The organism is Trebonia kvetii, assembly GCF_007827045.1.
Lineage (GTDB): Bacteria > Actinomycetota > Actinomycetes > Streptosporangiales > Streptosporangiaceae > Trebonia > Trebonia kvetii.
Genome location: NZ_RPFW01000014.1, coordinates 1 through 14,649 on the forward strand (window position 1 = coordinate 1; position 14,649 = coordinate 14,649).

General features: G+C 69.1%; 20 protein-coding genes and 2 pseudogenes. 12 read left to right on the top strand and 10 right to left on the bottom strand.

Features of this window, described 5'->3' with window-relative positions; genetic code table 11:
* Positions 1 to 50: 50 nt before the first annotated feature.
* A complete protein-coding gene (locus EAS64_RS41990; RefSeq protein WP_145862308.1) occupies positions 51 to 530 on the bottom strand; it encodes a hypothetical protein in 480 nt (159 codons plus the stop codon).
* 83 nt (positions 531 to 613) lie between these two features.
* On the opposite strand from EAS64_RS41990, the gene EAS64_RS41995 reads away from it, so the two are divergent.
* Positions 614 to 1,087, top strand: coding sequence for an Lrp/AsnC family transcriptional regulator (locus EAS64_RS41995; RefSeq protein WP_145862309.1), 474 nt, complete (start codon positions 614 to 616; stop codon positions 1,085 to 1,087).
* Here EAS64_RS41995 and EAS64_RS42000 read toward each other — a convergent pair.
* Both EAS64_RS42000 and EAS64_RS42005 read right to left on the bottom strand, forming a co-directional pair.
* Positions 1,068 to 1,535, bottom strand: coding sequence for a type II toxin-antitoxin system VapC family toxin (locus EAS64_RS42000; RefSeq protein WP_145862310.1), 468 nt, complete (start codon positions 1,533 to 1,535; stop codon positions 1,068 to 1,070). The two genes, EAS64_RS41995 and EAS64_RS42000, sit on opposite strands and share 20 nt — an antisense overlap.
* Positions 1,516 to 1,884: a type II toxin-antitoxin system prevent-host-death family antitoxin gene (locus EAS64_RS42005; protein ID WP_187366560.1), complete on the bottom strand. Its 369-nt coding sequence runs from the start codon at positions 1,882 to 1,884 to the stop codon at positions 1,516 to 1,518. Before EAS64_RS42005 ends, EAS64_RS42000 begins: the two co-directional genes overlap by 20 nt.
* A gap of 137 nt (positions 1,885 to 2,021) precedes the next feature.
* On the opposite strand from EAS64_RS42005, the gene EAS64_RS42010 reads away from it, so the two are divergent.
* The 4 genes from EAS64_RS42010 to EAS64_RS42025 all read left to right on the top strand — a co-directional run bounded on the left by EAS64_RS42010 (position 2,022) and on the right by EAS64_RS42025 (position 5,845).
* Positions 2,022 to 2,819 (top strand): SAM-dependent methyltransferase, encoded by a 798-nt coding sequence (locus EAS64_RS42010; RefSeq protein ID WP_246116145.1) that lies wholly within the window; start codon positions 2,022 to 2,024, stop codon positions 2,817 to 2,819.
* A 207-nt stretch (positions 2,820 to 3,026) separates the two neighbouring features.
* A complete protein-coding gene (locus EAS64_RS42015; protein WP_145862313.1) occupies positions 3,027 to 4,193 on the top strand; it encodes a hypothetical protein in 1,167 nt (388 codons plus the stop codon).
* 109 nt (positions 4,194 to 4,302) lie between these two features.
* Entirely contained in the window at positions 4,303 to 4,926 is a 624-nt protein-coding gene (locus EAS64_RS42020) for an isochorismatase family protein (RefSeq protein ID WP_145862314.1), read from the top strand.
* Between the two features lie 13 nt (positions 4,927 to 4,939).
* Positions 4,940 to 5,845, top strand: a complete 906-nt coding sequence (locus EAS64_RS42025; protein WP_145862315.1) for a GlxA family transcriptional regulator — start codon at positions 4,940 to 4,942, stop codon at positions 5,843 to 5,845.
* A 37-nt stretch (positions 5,846 to 5,882) separates the two neighbouring features.
* On the opposite strand, the gene EAS64_RS42030 is transcribed toward EAS64_RS42025, so the two are convergent.
* The gene (locus tag EAS64_RS42030) at positions 5,883 to 6,866 is read right to left on the bottom strand and encodes an adenosine deaminase (protein ID WP_187366561.1); all 984 of its coding nucleotides are present in this window, start codon (positions 6,864 to 6,866) and stop codon (positions 5,883 to 5,885) included.
* Between the two features lie 112 nt (positions 6,867 to 6,978).
* Between EAS64_RS42030 and EAS64_RS42035 the strand changes: the two genes are divergently transcribed.
* The gene (locus EAS64_RS42035; protein WP_145862316.1) at positions 6,979 to 7,638 is read left to right on the top strand and encodes a DUF1707 SHOCT-like domain-containing protein; all 660 of its coding nucleotides are present in this window, start codon (positions 6,979 to 6,981) and stop codon (positions 7,636 to 7,638) included.
* 25 nt (positions 7,639 to 7,663) lie between these two features.
* Here EAS64_RS42035 and EAS64_RS42040 read toward each other — a convergent pair whose 3' ends face one another.
* Both EAS64_RS42040 and EAS64_RS47810 read right to left on the bottom strand, forming a co-directional pair.
* Positions 7,664 to 8,071, bottom strand: coding sequence for a PIN domain-containing protein (locus EAS64_RS42040; RefSeq protein WP_145862317.1), 408 nt, complete (start codon positions 8,069 to 8,071; stop codon positions 7,664 to 7,666).
* Positions 8,072 to 8,253: 182 nt separating this feature from the next.
* Positions 8,254 to 8,319: pseudogene (locus tag EAS64_RS47810) on the bottom strand (hypothetical protein); the annotation flags it as partial.
* 156 nt (positions 8,320 to 8,475) lie between these two features.
* On the opposite strand from EAS64_RS47810, the gene EAS64_RS47035 reads away from it, so the two are divergent.
* Positions 8,476 to 8,601: a hypothetical protein gene (locus EAS64_RS47035; protein ID WP_281283399.1), complete on the top strand. Its 126-nt coding sequence runs from the start codon at positions 8,476 to 8,478 to the stop codon at positions 8,599 to 8,601.
* Between the two features lie 52 nt (positions 8,602 to 8,653).
* On the opposite strand, the pseudogene EAS64_RS48040 reads toward EAS64_RS47035, so the two are convergent.
* Positions 8,654 to 10,311: pseudogene (locus EAS64_RS48040) on the bottom strand (molybdopterin oxidoreductase family protein); the annotation flags it as partial.
* Between the two features lie 153 nt (positions 10,312 to 10,464).
* Here EAS64_RS48040 and EAS64_RS42055 point away from each other — a divergent pair.
* Both EAS64_RS42055 and EAS64_RS42060 read left to right on the top strand, forming a co-directional pair.
* A complete protein-coding gene (locus tag EAS64_RS42055; RefSeq protein WP_145862319.1) occupies positions 10,465 to 10,668 on the top strand; it encodes a type II toxin-antitoxin system HicA family toxin in 204 nt (67 codons plus the stop codon).
* 9 nt (positions 10,669 to 10,677) lie between these two features.
* Positions 10,678 to 10,902, top strand: a complete 225-nt coding sequence (locus EAS64_RS42060) for a hypothetical protein (protein ID WP_145862320.1) — start codon at positions 10,678 to 10,680, stop codon at positions 10,900 to 10,902.
* Positions 10,903 to 10,993: 91 nt separating this feature from the next.
* Here EAS64_RS42060 and EAS64_RS42065 read toward each other — a convergent pair whose 3' ends face one another.
* The gene (locus tag EAS64_RS42065; protein ID WP_145862321.1) at positions 10,994 to 11,896 is read right to left on the bottom strand and encodes a dihydrodipicolinate synthase family protein; all 903 of its coding nucleotides are present in this window, start codon (positions 11,894 to 11,896) and stop codon (positions 10,994 to 10,996) included.
* Between the two features lie 9 nt (positions 11,897 to 11,905).
* Complete coding sequence (locus EAS64_RS42070) at positions 11,906 to 12,469, bottom strand: Dps family protein (RefSeq protein WP_145862322.1); 564 nt, start codon at positions 12,467 to 12,469, stop codon at positions 11,906 to 11,908.
* Positions 12,470 to 12,625: 156 nt separating this feature from the next.
* Between EAS64_RS42070 and EAS64_RS42075 the strand changes: the two genes are divergently transcribed.
* From EAS64_RS42075 to denD, 3 genes are all read left to right on the top strand, one after another.
* Positions 12,626 to 12,940 (top strand): DEAD/DEAH box helicase, encoded by a 315-nt coding sequence (locus EAS64_RS42075; protein WP_145862323.1) that lies wholly within the window; start codon positions 12,626 to 12,628, stop codon positions 12,938 to 12,940.
* Between the two features lie 130 nt (positions 12,941 to 13,070).
* The gene (locus tag EAS64_RS42080) at positions 13,071 to 13,343 is read left to right on the top strand and encodes a hypothetical protein (protein WP_145862324.1); all 273 of its coding nucleotides are present in this window, start codon (positions 13,071 to 13,073) and stop codon (positions 13,341 to 13,343) included.
* A 32-nt stretch (positions 13,344 to 13,375) separates the two neighbouring features.
* Positions 13,376 to 14,377, top strand: coding sequence for a D-erythronate dehydrogenase (gene denD / locus EAS64_RS42085; RefSeq protein WP_145862325.1), 1,002 nt, complete (start codon positions 13,376 to 13,378; stop codon positions 14,375 to 14,377).
* Positions 14,378 to 14,446: 69 nt separating this feature from the next.
* On the opposite strand, the gene EAS64_RS42090 is transcribed toward denD, so the two are convergent.
* Positions 14,447 to 14,647, bottom strand: coding sequence for a hypothetical protein (locus tag EAS64_RS42090; RefSeq protein ID WP_145862326.1), 201 nt, complete (start codon positions 14,645 to 14,647; stop codon positions 14,447 to 14,449).
* Positions 14,648 to 14,649 lie beyond the last annotated feature (2 nt).

Below are 14,649 nucleotides of genomic sequence, written 5' to 3' on the forward strand. Positions count from 1 at the left end.
CATCTCTCGCAGAACGGTGCAAACCGGGCGATCCTGGCAGGGGTGGTCCATCAACTGGCAACCGGGGTGGTCCCATCCCCGTGGCAATAACCCTCGGCAGGTGGTCCCATGCTCATGGCAGATGACACACGTTCGGAGCGGTACGCCTTCCCCACTGACGGCGCGGCCTGGACGATGAACGACGCAGTCAGCGCGGTACCGAGCTCGGCGCGGCCGAACACACCGCCTGCCAGGGCAAGCAGAGCCGCCCACCCGGTAATGCCCAGTGCGGCGCGGCGCGGAAGCTCACCCTGGCGGGCGAGCCAGACGGCCAGGATCCCGGCGAGAAGCGTTGCCGATATAGACGGCGCAAGCGCGGTCCATAGTCGGGACAGGGCGAAGTAGGCGGTCCACGCGCCGTTGTTCACGCTGGTCAGCGCGGCCCAGGCACAGGACACCCCGGCGGTGTCCCCGGTGCGCCTGAGCCGGGCCAACTGCGGTAGGAACTGCGGTACCGCGAACAGTGCGGCGATGAGGGGCAGGAGGCTCATGGTCACGAAATTTACTTCCAACAAGCCAAAATATCTTTACCTGTTCTTGCTCACTTTCCGATATCTGTGAAAGAAATATCTGTATGGACTCGATTGATAGGAAGATCCTTGCTGAGCTAGAGCATGACGGACGACTCACGGTCACCGAACTGGGCGACCGCGTGGGGCTGAGCATCGCTCCCTGCCATCGTCGGCTTCGCGAGCTTGAGCGCAGCGGAGTCATCGTCGGGTACCGCGCCGTGGTAAATCCGGCGTCGGTCGGCCTCGGCGTCGAGGTCCTGGCCAACGTGACGATGGATCGGGGTGACTTCGACACGATCGCGGCGTTCGAGGAAGGAATCGCCGCGGTGCCTGAGGTGCGACACGCGGAGCGCCTGTTCGGCGTACCGGACTACCTGCTGCGCGTCGTCGCCCCGAGCCTGGAGGACTACGGGACGCTGCGCGACCAGAAGCTGGCCACCCTGCCCGGGGTCCGGCAGATCACGTCGACCATCGTGATGAAGACGGTTGTCGACAACCGCCCGTTGCCGATTATGGCTAAAGCCGTATCAGGCTAATGTGCCGCTCGAAGCGGGCGAAGTCCGCCAGGTTCATGGTGACGATCGCGCCCACGCCGTGCACGAGCATCGTCGCGACCAGGTTCGCGCCGTGGACCTGCTTGCCCAGGCATTCGACGTCGGCGAGGAGACCGAGCAGGCGGTCGGCGACCCTGGCGTCCTCGGCGAGCAATGTGGTCCGCTCGCGGATGGCGCGCACATTCCCCAGCGCGTCCGGCAGCTTCAGTCCCAGCCCGTTCCTCTCGGCGGGCCGCGTCGCCACAGTCAGGTACTCGCGCAGGACCTGACCGCTGGCGCATAGGCCGGTATTCGCGGCCGCCCAGTCGTTGAGCACTGTTAGCGCGTCGTGGTGCTCTGGCCTGCCCTCGTCGGTCGCCGCGAGGAGCACGTTGGTGTCGAGCATTACCCTGTCGGGAATGGCGGCCAGGTCAGCGACCCTCGTCGCCATAGATTTCCTCCCTGGACCACACCGAAGTCCCTGCCGTGCGCACCGTGGTAAGCCGGATCGGCGGCAGTGGGTCTCTCCCTGGATCGTTCTCGGCCGCGGCAAGGATGACGCGTAGTTCCTGCTGCAGCGAGCGGCCGTTCCGCCTGGCCCGTTCCCGCAAGATCGTCACCAGTTCCTGTGTGTCGTCCGATGGTGCCGCACCTGCGGGCCGGCTCCAGACAATGTCAGGCCTGACCACCACGGCGATCGGGCTGCCATGGCGGGTGATCGTGATCTCCTCGCCAGCTTCGACCCGGGTCAGCACTTCCGGCAGCGCCACCCTAGCTTCGCTGATTGTCATCACTGCCATAGGTGAATTGTACATCGTTGTACAACATGACGATGACAGCCTCGCAGCCTAGTGGAGCGAACAATGACACTGGCTGAACCCTCCGCGCGCAATCCATTAAGTATGGTCGGTGGGCCGTCGCGCTTATCATCGGTCCTGTGGCCATTTCGCAGGGGATTAACGCGAAAGTCCCGCATCCGGCACGCGTTTACGATTGCTGGCTGGGCGGTAAGGACAACTTCGCGGCCGACCGACTGGCCGCGGCTGAAGCCATCGAGATCTTTCCGAAAACGGTCGAGTCCGCCCAGTCGTGCCGGGCCTTCTTGTCCCGGGTCGTTCCCTACCTGACCGAAGGGGCCGGAATCAGGCAGTTCCTGGACATCGGCTCCGGCCTGCCGTCTGCGCAGAACGTGCATGAGGTCGCGCAGGGGATCGCGCCGGAGAGCCGCGTCGTCTACGTAGACAACGATCCCATCGTGATGCTGCATGCCCGGGCGCTGCTTGCGAGTTGCCCCGAGGGAGCAACCGGCTATATTCAGGCTGATATCAGGGACCCGGAAGGGATCCTTGCCAAGGCAGCGGAGACGCTGGACTTCAGCCGGCCCGTCGCGATCATGCTGCTTGCGATGCTGCACTTCGTCTCCGACGCCCAGGACCCGGCCGGGATCATCCGGACGCTCATGGACGCGGTGCCCCGCGGAAGCTACCTGGCGACCGGCCATCACACAGCGGACATCTACCCGGAAATGCTCGAATTCGCCAGGCGGATGTCCGAACTGAACCCGGATTTCACCGCGACGCTCCGCGACAAGAAACAGGTCACGGGGCTGTTCGCGGGCCTTGACCTTGTCACGCCTGGCGTCGTGCAGATCTCGAAGTGGCGGCCCGAGTCCGAGGCGGACGCACTCGCCGCGGCGGCGCTGTGGGGCGGGGTCGCAAGGAAGCTGCGCCAATAAAATCGGCGGCAGAGTCAGCGATCGAGGGACTGAATTGAACAGGATTGGACGCATCCGTCCTGCATAAGAGATCAAAAATAATCAACCGGAACGGATGCGCGCTTCGCCTCTCGGGGGATGGCGGCTGGTTCTAATGTGTGCCCTGCGACGGAATGACCGTTACGCGTCTTTTGGGATCAGAGGGTAGGCATGATGGGCCTGGTATCAATGCCGCGCTGGGTAGTGCGCTTGCTTTCCGCGTCGATTATCGCGGCGTTCGCGGTCGGCGGCGCCGGGATGGCTGGCGGGGCGGCCGCGGCATCGGTCGCAGGGCGGGCGGCCGTTGCGGCGCCGGCGGCGGTTTCCGCGCCAGCGGCGGGGTCCGCTTCGGCTGCTGGCCGTGCGGCGGCGCCGCAGACGACGCCGGCGTTTATCTGGCATACGCTGCCGCTGGTCAACGGGTGGAAGTCGGCTAGCAAGCCCGCCCTGGTGACTGGGACTCCTGCCTGGGCGCTGAGCAAGGGCGTGCTTTACCTGCGCGGCGCCATCATGCAGACGGTCACGGACGGGAATGCCACGTTCGCGCAGCTGCCGCAGGCGGCCTGGCCGGCCAGCAACCTGTACTTCGACGTGTGGACGAACGGGGACGTCGCCGGGATCGTGTACGTGAGCAAGACCGGGCAGATGGAGGCGTATGCCGGCAACTCAGCCGTGATGACCTCACTCGCGGCGGTCTCCTATCCGGCGACGACCATGAAGTCGCACAAGCTCGCGTTGGAGAACGGGTGGGTCTCCTCGCAGTCAGTCTGGGGAACCGGAAACCCTTCGTACGAGGTGAGCGGCGGCGTGGTGTACCTGTCCGGCTCGATGGAAGCCGACGGTCAGCATCTGGCCGCGGTGCTTCCCACGGTGGCCAGGCCCAAGCACGTGCTGTACGTGCAGGTCTACAACTACGGTGGCACCCCGGGCTGGCTGGAGATCTTCCCGAACGGGAACCTTGAGGCGTTCGGCCCGGCCGCCAAGTCCTACACCTCGCTGGCCGGCGTCTCATTCCCGACGGCAACCGCCGCGTGGAAGGCGTTCAAGCTGGAGGACGGCTGGACCTCGGCGGCAGGCAAGTTCCACACTTACGGCCCCGCGTGGACGGTGATCAACGGAATCGTCTACTTCACCGGCTCGATCTACCAGGCCAGCGGCTCCATCGGCCTGTGGACCACGCTGCCTGCTGGGGTGAAGACCACGGCCGACGTGCTCGAGATCGAGACGGACGCGTCCGGCGGCAACCCCGGGATCGTCAGCGTCACCGACAGCCTCGGACTGGTGGGCAGCGCGCCCTACAGCAACGCGCAGGCGTTCACCTCGCTGGCCGGCATCGCCTACCCGCAAAGCTACTAAGCAGGATGCTGCGGACCGATCCGGTCCCGGTCACGCTGACCGGATCGGTCCGCCGCGGGACTTGATCTTGCCTTATGCGCCGGCCCCGCTTACGAGAATGCTTGAGGACATGACACGCGCACTGATCCTCATCGACATCCAGGAATCGTTCCGTCAGCGGCCGAACTGGCAGGTCATCTCCAACCCCCAGGTCGCCGACCGCGCGGCGCAGCTCGTGGACAACGCGCGGGCACACGGCGACCTCGTCGTGTGGGTCCTGCACACCGAGCCAGGCACGGGTGGGGCTTTCGACCCGGCGAACGGGCACGTCCGGTTGATTCCGCCACTCGAACCGCAGGGCGGCGAGCCGGTGCTCACCAAGACCGCGCACAACGCCTTCACCACGACAAGGCTGCAGCAGCTGCTCACCCAGCACGGCATCACCGAGCTGATCGTCTGCGGCATCAGGACCGAGCAGTGCTGCGAGACCACGGCCAGGGTCGCCTTCGACCTGGGCTACCAGGTCACGTTCGTCACTGAGGCGACCGCGACGGGACCGATACCGCACCGCGACGCCCCCGCCGACCAGACCGCCGCCGAGTTGCTCGCCGACCCGCGGACGCTGCCCGCAAGCGCGGTCATCGAGCGGACGGAGTACGCGCTCGCCGGGCGGTTCGCGACGATCGCCACCATCGCCGATGTCATCGCCGCGGGGGCAGGCAGTGTCGCCGCGGAAGTGACCGGCGCCCGGTGACGTTGACCAGATCGTGAGTAAGGTCGTCTTCCTGCTCGTGCCCCGAGTTCACCTGCTCGACCTCGCAGGACCCGCGCAGGCGTTCGGGACCGCCGCCGATATCGGCCGCGGTTACGAGCTGAGCTACGTGGCCGAGCGGGAGGACGTGCCGACGGCGCAGGGCCTGACCGTCCGCGCCTCGACGGACTTGCCCGCGCTCACCGCCGGGGACTTGGTCGTGGTGCCGGGCTGGCGCTCCCCCATGGCCGATGGCACCGCATCGCTGAGCCCGGCCACGCTGTCGTGGCTGGCCGGCCACCACGCCGCGGGCGCTACCGTCGTCAGCGTCTGCGCCGGCGCGGACGCTCTCGGCATGGCCGGGCTGCTCGACGGCCGCCGGTGCACCACCCATCACGACGTGCAAGACGAACTCGCCCGCCGCTACCCGCGGGCGGTGGTCATCCGCGACGTGCTGTATGTCGTGGACGGGCGGATAGCCACCTCGGCGGGCATCGCGAGCGGCATCGACCTGGCGCTGCACCTGATCGCGGTCCGCGACGGGCCAGACGTGGCGGCGCGGGTGGCGCGGGAGATGGTGGTCTACGCCCGCCGCAACGGCGACGAACTGCAGGCAAACGCCATGCTTAGGCATCGCAATCACCTCAGTGACCTGTCACACCGCGCGCAGGACCACATCGAGGCGCGGTTCGCCGGGCCGCTGCCGCTCGCCGACCTCGCGCAGGACTGCGGCGTCAGCGAGCGCACGCTGACCAGGCGGTTCGCGGACGCGACCGGCATGACGCCGCTCCGCTACCAGCAGGTCCTTCGCGTGGAACGCGCCGAGCACCTGATCGGGCACGGCGCGACAGTCGAGGCCGCGGCGCACGCGGTCGGCTTCGCCGACGCCCGGATGCTGCGGCGCCTGCGCAGCCGGGGATGACCCAACTGGGGGCCGGGGATGAGCTGACGGCCAGAGTTCAGCGGGCTGGCGGATGGTCCAGGCAGGCAGCGAGGGAGTTCGCGGCGAGCACGGCGAGGGTGTCGTGGCCGAGGCCGAGTTCCGCGGCGAGGGCCAGGTAGTTGTCCGCGACGTAGCCGCCGAAGTAGGCCGGGTCGTCGGAGTTGACCGTGACGTTCACGCCCGCCTCGAGCAACGTGGCGATCGGGTGGCTGGCGATCGCCTCGACGCAGCGCAGCCGGACGTTGGACAGCGGGCAGACCGTCAGCGGTGTGCGGTCGGCGGCGAGCCGCCACAGCAGCGCCGGGTCCTCGACGCTGCGGATGCCGTGGTCGACGCGCTCCACGCCGAGCACGTCGAGCGCCTCCCACACGTACTCGGGCGGTCCCTCCTCACCGGCATGCGCGACTGTGTGCAGTCCCAGCCCGCGGGCGTCGGAGAAGACCCGGGCGAAGTCGCCCGGCGGATAGCCCACCTCGGCCGAGTCGAGCCCGACGCCGAGCAGGTCGCCGGCGTGCTCCGCCAGCGCGTCAAGTGTCGCGGCCGCGGCGGCGGGACCGAGGTCGCGCAGGAAGCACGCGATCAGCCCGGCCTGCGGTCCGCCGCTTGCCGCGCTGCGGGCGGCGGCGGCACGCAGCCCGCCGATGACCTCGCTCAGCGGCACGCCGCGTGACATATGCATCTGCGGGTCGAAGAACATCTCCACCCTGGTCACCCCGTCGGCGCGGGCGCGGTCCAGGTAGGCGGTGGCCAGGTCGTCGAAGTCCCGCTCGGTGCGCAGCACGGCCATGCACTCGTAGTACAGGGCGAGGAACGAGCTCAGGTCGCTGAACGCGTAGGCGCGGCGCAGCGACTCCGTGTCCGGATAACGCAGCGTGACGCCGTTGCGCGCGGCTAGGGCGAACGCCAGCTCCGGTTCGAGCGTGCCCTCAATGTGCAGGTGCAGCTCGGCCTTGGGCAGCGCGCTGACCTGGGCAAGTGTCACCGGTCCGCCGATTGTCATGGGATTCGTGCCTACTCGCTGCGCTCGTCACGGAAGATCGCCATGAGGCACAGTACCTGCTGGTCGCTGCGTCCCGTGGCCGACGGCCGGCGGTTGCCTTACAGTGTTTGCCATGTCGGATCAGGAACCGGAGAGCACCTCGGTCGTCCCCGCGAACGGGCGCGGGGCGCTGCGTGCGTCAGACGCGGACCGTGAGCAGATCGTGGGGGTGCTCCAGACGGCGGCGGGAGACGGGCGCCTGACGCCGGAAGAGCTGGACGAGCGGCTCGGGCTCGCGCTGACGGCGCGGACCTATGACGAGCTGGCGACCGTCATCACCGACCTGCCCACGGCGCGGGCCGCCGGGCTCGAGGTCACGCCGCCGCCCGCGCCGAAGGACCTGATCAGGATCCAGTGCTCAAGCGGAAGTGCCGAGCGGCACGGCCGCTGGGTGGTGCCCGTCCGGATGGAACTGAAGGTGACCAGCGGCAGCATCAGGCTGGACTTCACCGAGGCGATCATCGGCGGCCATGACCTGCACGTGGACGCCGAGGTACGCAGCGGAAGCATCACGTTCGTCACCAAGCCCGGCATCGTCGTGGACATGGACGACGTGTCCGTGCGCAGCGGCTCCGTCAAGGTCCGCGCACCCTGGTCCCCCGACACCCCGGCGATCTTGCGGATCACCGTCACCGGCCGCTGCGGCAGTGGCAGCATCAAGGCCCGGCCGCCGCGGCGTTCGTTCTGGCAGTGGCTGCGCCGCGCGCCGCGCCCGTACGCCATCGCCGCCTAAGCTTCATCAGACGCCCGGCCTGGGCTCAGGGCAGTTTCAGCACTTCGGCACGGACTCCGGTGAGCTGATCGAAGCCAGCACTGGCATCAGTGGTGAGCAGGATCCGGCTGGTACTGGCAGCGGTGGCAGCGATCATCATGTCATTGGCAGACCTTGCCCGTCCCTTTGCCATGGCTTCCACAGCCAGGCGAGCATGTACCCGAGCAATTCCGACGTTGTAGGGCTCGACCGGAAGGCTGGACAAGATCGCCTCTACCCGGATTGCCCGTGCCTGGCGGTGCGCTTCGTCGGCGCGTTCCACGCCAACCAGAAGGTCCATCGCGGTGATTGCCGCGATGACGGCGTCGTCAACGCCGAGTACGCCATCCACGTCGAGCGTGCCGCGCTCAAAGGCGATGAGGACGCCGGTGTCGAGGATAACTCGCCTGGCCACGCGTGAACCTCATCACCGAACGTGGATCGCAGGTCATCATGCACGCGCTCAAGGTCGTCCGCGAAGCCGACGTCCGCTGGATTATCGCGCAAGGCGGCCTTGAGCAGGTCAGCGGACGTCCGCCGCTCCGGGACGAGCCGACCAACGGGTACCCCGTCACGCGTGATGACGACAGTCTCGCCATGCTCGACCGCATCGAGGATGTTGGCAAAGCTTCGTGCCGCTTGCGTGGCTGTCACCGCAATCATGAATACATACTATCAGATCTAGTTTGTTTATGCGTATGAGTGGCCTGGCGGGCTAGGTGGCGGTCGCGTCGCTGATGGCCTGGCGAAGGGCGGCTCGGAAGGCGCGGATCGCCGGGTGCCCGGCGGCGCCGGCCCGGACGCCGGTGGTGAGCGGCGATGCGGGCGGCCGGGCAGCGGCATGATCCTGGCGGCCGGGCGGGGAACCGCGGCGAGCAGCAGGCCGGGTATTACCGCGGCGGCGTGCCCGGTCTCCGCCAGATGAATCTGGAGCAGCAGGTCTGAGGCCACGTAGCGGACATCGGGCTCGAAGCCCGCCTCACGGCAGGCGTTGCGCGCCCACTGGCCAGGTGCGGTGTCCGTCCGGCGTCGCGAACCGGTCGAGGAACATCCGCGGCGTGCCCGGGTGGTCCGGCGCTGGGCACGGCCAGAACACGCCGTCCTCGGCGGCGATCCGTTCGTAGCTGATCCCCGTTTAGTCGGCGGGGCCGCCCGCGCTCGCCAGGCGCAGTTCGCCGAAGACCCGCTCCGGATCCGGGTCCCACTCCCCCGGCGCGCCGAGCCGACGCGCGAGCGCGGCGATCACTTCCAGGTCGGTTCGCACCCCGGCGGGCGGCGGGGCCGCCCGGCGGCGCAGCAGCACCCGGCCCTCCAGGTTCGTCATCGTCCCCGTTTCCTCCGCCCATTGCGCGACTGGCAGGACCACGTCCGCGAGCGCGGCCGTTTCTGAAAGCAGCGGGTCGCAGACGGCGAGAAAGTCGAGCGCCGCGAGCCGCCCGGCGATGCGGCCCGCGGCAGGGGAGGACACCGCGACGTTGGAACCCGCGACGAGCAGCGCGCGTACCCCGTCGGGCGTGCCGAGCGAGTCGAGCAGCTCGAACGCCGAGCGGCCGGGCCCGGGGATGAGCGCGGGGTCGACACCCCAGACGGCCGCGACGTGCGCGCGGGCCCCCTGATCGTCGATGCGCCGGTAGCCGGGGAGCTGATCGGCCTTCTGCCCGTGCTCACGCCCGCCCTGCCCGTTGCCCTGGCCGGTCAGGCAGCCGTAACCGCTGCCTCGCGTGCCGGGCAGGCCGAGCGCCAAGGCGAGGTTGATGAACGCGGACACCGTGTCGGTGCCCTTGCTGTGCTGCTCCGCGCCGCGGGCGGTCAGCACGACCGCGCGTTCGGCCTCGGCGAGCATGCGTGCCGCCGCCCGCTGCTCCGCCACCGTGACGCCGGTGATCCGTTCCACGCGCTCCGGCCAGTAGGCCGCCGCCAGCTGGCTGGTCTCTTCGAAGCCCGAGGTGCGCGACTCTCTTCGAAGCCCGAGGTGCGCGACGCGATGTAATCCTTGTCGACGAGGCCCTCGGCGATCGCGATGTGCAGCAGGCCGTTGGCCAGCGCCAGGTCGGTCCCCGGCGTCACCTGCAGGTGCAGCGTCGCGCGGCGGGCGGTCGGCGTCCGCCGCGGATCGATGACGATCAGGGCGCCGCCGCCTTCCTGCTGGTCGGACAGCCAGCGGGTGAACGGCGGCATCGTCTCCGCCGCGTTGCCGCCTGCCAGCATGATCACGTCCGCGCCTGCCAGGTCGGGCAGCGGGAACGGCAGCCCGCGGTCGATGCCGAACGCCCGGGCGGACGCCGCCGCGGCCGACGACATGCAGAACCGGCCGTTGTAGTCGATGCTCGCGGTGCGCAGCCCCACCCGGGCGAACTTGCCCAGCCAGTAGGGCTTCTCGTTGGTGAGGCCGCCGCCGCCGAACACCCCGGCGCTGTCCCTGCCGTGCGCCGCCTGCGCCCGGCGGAACTCGGCGGCGACCCGGTCGAGCGCCTCGTCCCAGCCGACGGGGCGCAGCGGCGCGTCACGGCGTTCGCGCATCAGCGGGCTGGTCAACCGCTCGCCCGGGGACAGGAGGTGCGCGGCGGTCCAGCCCTTCTGGCACAGGCCGCCGCGGTTGGTCGGGAAGTCGCGAGTGCCGACCTCCAGCGTGCCGTTAGCCGGGCGCAACGACATGCCGCACTGGAGTGAGCAGTACGGCCCCCGTTACCCAGGGCCTTCGGCCCCGTTACCGCGGCGAAACGGTTACCTCACCGGTGCGGTATGCATGCCGTGATCCTCACGGCAGCCTGCCGAGCATTGTCGTAGCCCCGCTCTACCGTGCTACCTATGGCAAAGGCGGCACGAGTGCTGGCGGCACTGAAACGGGACGGGTGGACCGAGACCAGGCGGTCGGGGTCACACCGGGTGCTCGCCAAGGGCGACCAGCAGCGCATTTGGGCCTACCATGATGGTGTGGACTTCGGCAGCCCGGCGATGGCCAGGATCGCCCGTGACTACGGTTACACCCTTGCTGAACTGCGGGAGCTATAGGAGGGTCTGGTGATGAGTGTGCTGCGGGTTGAGCTGTTTCTCGATGAAGAAGCCGGCAACTGGCACTACCGAGTGCCGGCCCTGCACATCAACGGCGGCGGAACCTCGACTCGTGAGGACGCTGAGCAGGATTGCCTGGCTGCCATCGCGTTCGCCCTAGAGGGTGACCCTCGAGACTACGATTCAGAGGCTGAGACTCTCAACCTCGATGTGAGCGTGCAGCCAGCAGCCTGAAGATCATTACCGAAATGCCCTTGCCATTGCCGGGACCAGGACCCCGGTAATGAAAAAGGCATTTGCGTTGGACCGCGGTTGCGCGGGCGGGCTAGAGGATGCCTAGGGTTGATAGGCGGGCGGCGACGGCAGCGGCTTCCTCGTCGGTCAGGGAGCGCCGGGGCGGGACCAGGGCGCGGCCGGGAACGACGCCCAGGGTGGCCATCGCCGACTTGAGGGCGGCGGGGCTGGTGCCGGCCGTTAGGGCCGACTGGACGGCGCGGAGTTTTGCCTCGTGGCGGAGGGCGTCGTCTACCTTGCCTGCCAGGACGGCCTCGTAGGTCGCGACTACCGTCTCTGGGACCAGGTTCGCGCTCGCGCAAATGGTGCCGCGGGCGCCGGCCAGCAGGTAGGAGACGAGCAGCGTGTCGGTGCCGGTGAGGACGGAGAAGTGGGCCGCCTCGTCGCCGACGGCGGCCAGCGCGTCGAGCAGTGCGGTGGCGTAGTTGAGGTCCCTGCCCGAGTCCTTCAGGCCGGCCACGTTGGGGTGTGCGGCTAGCACGGCGGCGGCCGGCGGGGCGATCTGGATCTTGGTGTAGACGGGGATGTTGTACAGGACCAGGGGCAGCGCGGTCTCGTCGGCCAGCCGGGAGAAGTAGGCCAGCTGCTCGGCCGGCTCAAGCGGGTAGTAGGCCGGGGGTGCGGCTAGCACGGCGGTGGCGCCGTGAGCGGAGTAGGCGGCTATCTCGGCGACGGCCTGTTCGTGGTTGTGGGCGAAGACGCCGGGGATGACCGGCATGCCCGCGGGCACCGAACTGGCGACGGTGTCCGTCACGGCGAGCCGCTGCTCCAGGCCGAGGCTGAACCCCTCGCCCGTCGAGCCGACCGGGCTGATGCCGGTCACGCCCCGCGCGACGAGGCACTCAGTCAGGGCGCGGAGCGCTCCGTGGTCTACCTGGCCGCCGGAGTCGACGGGGGTAAGCAGGGCAACGATGACACCCGCAAGAACTGGCACCGGGTCATATTACTTCTTGGCGGTCTTCGCCCCGCGCCGCGCCCGCTTGGCGGCCGCGGTTTCCGTCTCGGCGCCGGCGGTGCTCAGTACCCCGTCCGCGGACTCCAGGTGAGCACGGACGAACCACTGGAACTGCTCGAGCTGGCCTGTCTGCTCGATCAGCATCTCCTGCGAGATCAGGTCGAGGTTCTCCGTCTCGTCGATCGCGCCGCGGTACGCCTCGATGATCCCGCGGTAGACCAGGTCCAGGGCGCCGAGGTGCGCGATCGCGTCGGCGCGGCCGATGGAGTAGTCATCCCAGTCGCGCTGCTTGACCAGCGCCCCCGGGGTGCCCACGGGCGACCCGCCGAGCGCCGCCATCCGCTCCGCGGTCACGTCGGCCATCGTGCGGACCGCGTCGACCTGCGGGTCGAGCATCGTGTGGACGGCGATGAAGTGCGGCCCCGTCACGTTCCAGTGCACGTGCTTGAGGGTCAGCGCGAGGTCGTTCAGCGAGTTGAGCCGGTCCTGCAGCAGGTCGATCACCCGCTCGGCGGTTTCGGTCTTCAGCCCTGGCACGGTGTACGTCACCATTCGCGATCACCCTTCTCTGTGCGCGTCGTTGTCGATCACCTGCAGCTACCAAGAACCGGCCGGGCTAACCATCTCCCCGGCGGAGACGCGTGAGCGGGCGTGACAAGCTGGGCAGGGACAGAGCAGTAACAGCAGGCAAGTGGCGAGGAGAGTGAGATGACGGCAGGAAACGACGACGAGTTCCCCGCGGAGTTCCACCGGGAGCGCCGCGAGCACGGCGGGGCGTCGCAGCGTCTGAACGACGACCAACTCGCCGAGCTCACCGAGGAGGAGCGGGTCGCGGCCGGCCTTGACGATTACGACCCCGATCAGGTGCCGCCGGCCACCGACACGCCACCCGAGGGCGAGGACATCAGGCAGACGGAGGAATACCAGGAAGAGCGCGCCGAACTCCGCCGGGAGATCGACGACGGCGAAATCCGCGACCCTGGACCCTCCGACCCGTTCCCGCCTACCCGCTACAAGGACTAATGGCAGGCACCGCACTCGCTAAGAATGTACCGCTGGGCCGGAGCCGGCCCAGCGGTACATTCTTGCTGGCAGTGGGCCTGCGGAGCGGTTGCCGGAGGGGCGGCAGAGGCCGTGGGGACTTGCGTGGCTGGTGAGTGGCGGGTCGGGGAGCCGCGACGCAAGGCCACTGTTCCCGTACCCGACCGAGGTCAAGTACGCGGGGCACGGCAGCGTCAAGACGGCATCCAGCTACACGCCGTACACGCCGGGCTCCGCCGTCCACAAGGACGACTACAAGTGGGCGGGTTACCCGTTCACTTCCGGCTACGAACAGTGGTGCACGCTGACGACGACAGCAAGTCGCTCGTCTGCCGCCGCTAACGGCGTGGCCAGCACAATCGCCCTGGCGGGCGCCATTCGGTAGCGCCGCCAGGACCCGCCGGCGACGATGTGACCATGAGGATCATCGTCACCGGCGGCGCGGGGTTCGTCGGGACGCTGCTCGCCAGGCGGCTGCTCGCTGGACCGGTCGCGATCGGCGGCGCGGCGCCCGTCTCGGTCGACGAGCTCTACCTCGTCGATCTTGCCGCGCTGCCGCCCGACGTGGCCGCCGACCCACGGGTCCGCCCGGTCACCGGCGACCTGCCGCTGCTGCTCGGCGATAGCGCCTCCCCCCATCTTCCGGGCGACGCCGACGCCATCTTCCACCTCGCCGCGGTGCCGAGCGCCGGCGCCGAGGCCGACTTCGAGCTGGGGATGCACACCAATCTGCACGGGACGCTCGCGGTGCTTGACCGCGCCAGGCGGCAGGTGCGCACGCCGGTGCTCGTCTTCTCCAGCACGCTCGCCGTGTTCGGCACTGACCCGGCGACTGGCCCGGCGGCCGGGCCGCCGAGTCCCCTCAGCGACGGCACCCTGCCAACGCCGCAGTCCAGCTACGGCAGCCAGAAGTTCGCCGCCGAGCAGTTCGTGGCCGACTACACCCGGCGTGGCTTCGTGCGCGGGCGCTGCGTGCGGCTGATGACGGTGGTGGTGCGCCCGGGCAAGCCCAACGCCGCGGCGTCCAGCTTCATGTCCGGCATCATCCGCGAGCCGCTGGCCGGCGTCAGGGCGGCCTGCCCGGTGCCGGACGACACGCCGATCGCGCTGTCCTCGCCGAGCCGCACCCTGGAGGGGATCCTGCGCGCCGCCGCCGTCGGTGACGGCGACTGGGGCAGCAGGACCGCGATGAACCTGCCCGCGCTGACCACCACGCCCCGCGAGATGGCCGCGGCCATGGACCGGGTGGCGGGAAGGGCCGTCAGCGACCTGATCGACTGGACCGACGACCCCGCGATCGGCGCCATCGTCCGCAGTTGGCCGGCCGTGGTCGACACGCCGCGGGCCAGGACGCTCGGGCTGCTGCCGGTCGAATCGTTCGACGACGTCGTGCGCGAGTACCTGGGCGGCGCAGGCTAGTCCCACGACCGGTTTAGCAAGATCCGCCGATGCCGTCGGGCGTATGCGTTCCGCTGGGGACCCACGACGCTACCTGGCCGCGAACGCCTCCACGCCGCCGGACTTGGTGCCGATGTAGAGGATGCCGCTGGCGATGACCGGGGCGGTTCGCCGCTGCCGCGCCTGTCGCCAGCAACAGGACAGCGCCGACGGCGCCTGCCGCGCGATCCGCCCGTTCAGCGCGACCGCCTCCGATTCTCTGGAGTTCCCAGTGGCCGGTAACGGGATCATCT

What these genes read in the sequence shown, in the direction of transcription:
- EAS64_RS47035 (WP_281283399.1), top strand. Translation starts at nt 8,476, where the DNA reads ATGCGGGCGGCCGGGCAGCGGCATGATCCTGGCGGCCGGGCGGGGAAC.
- EAS64_RS42070 (WP_145862322.1), bottom strand. Translation starts at nt 12,469, where the DNA reads ATGGTGACGTACACCGTGCCAGGGCTGAAGACCGAAACCGCCGAGCGG.
- EAS64_RS42015 (WP_145862313.1), top strand. Translation starts at nt 3,027, where the DNA reads ATGCCGCGCTGGGTAGTGCGCTTGCTTTCCGCGTCGATTATCGCGGCG.
- EAS64_RS42000 (WP_145862310.1), bottom strand. Translation starts at nt 1,535, where the DNA reads ATGGCGACGAGGGTCGCTGACCTGGCCGCCATTCCCGACAGGGTAATG.
- EAS64_RS42075 (WP_145862323.1), top strand. Translation starts at nt 12,626, where the DNA reads ATGACGGCAGGAAACGACGACGAGTTCCCCGCGGAGTTCCACCGGGAG.
- EAS64_RS42055 (WP_145862319.1), top strand. Translation starts at nt 10,465, where the DNA reads ATGGCAAAGGCGGCACGAGTGCTGGCGGCACTGAAACGGGACGGGTGG.
- EAS64_RS42020 (WP_145862314.1), top strand. Translation starts at nt 4,303, where the DNA reads ATGACACGCGCACTGATCCTCATCGACATCCAGGAATCGTTCCGTCAG.
- EAS64_RS41995 (WP_145862309.1), top strand. Translation starts at nt 614, where the DNA reads ATGGACTCGATTGATAGGAAGATCCTTGCTGAGCTAGAGCATGACGGA.
- denD (WP_145862325.1), top strand. Translation starts at nt 13,376, where the DNA reads ATGAGGATCATCGTCACCGGCGGCGCGGGGTTCGTCGGGACGCTGCTC.
- EAS64_RS42030 (WP_187366561.1), bottom strand. Translation starts at nt 6,866, where the DNA reads ATGACAATCGGCGGACCGGTGACACTTGCCCAGGTCAGCGCGCTGCCC.
- EAS64_RS42090 (WP_145862326.1), bottom strand. Translation starts at nt 14,647, where the DNA reads ATGATCCCGTTACCGGCCACTGGGAACTCCAGAGAATCGGAGGCGGTC.
- EAS64_RS42005 (WP_187366560.1), bottom strand. Translation starts at nt 1,884, where the DNA reads ATGGCAGTGATGACAATCAGCGAAGCTAGGGTGGCGCTGCCGGAAGTG.
- EAS64_RS41990 (WP_145862308.1), bottom strand. Translation starts at nt 530, where the DNA reads ATGAGCCTCCTGCCCCTCATCGCCGCACTGTTCGCGGTACCGCAGTTC.
- EAS64_RS42035 (WP_145862316.1), top strand. Translation starts at nt 6,979, where the DNA reads ATGTCGGATCAGGAACCGGAGAGCACCTCGGTCGTCCCCGCGAACGGG.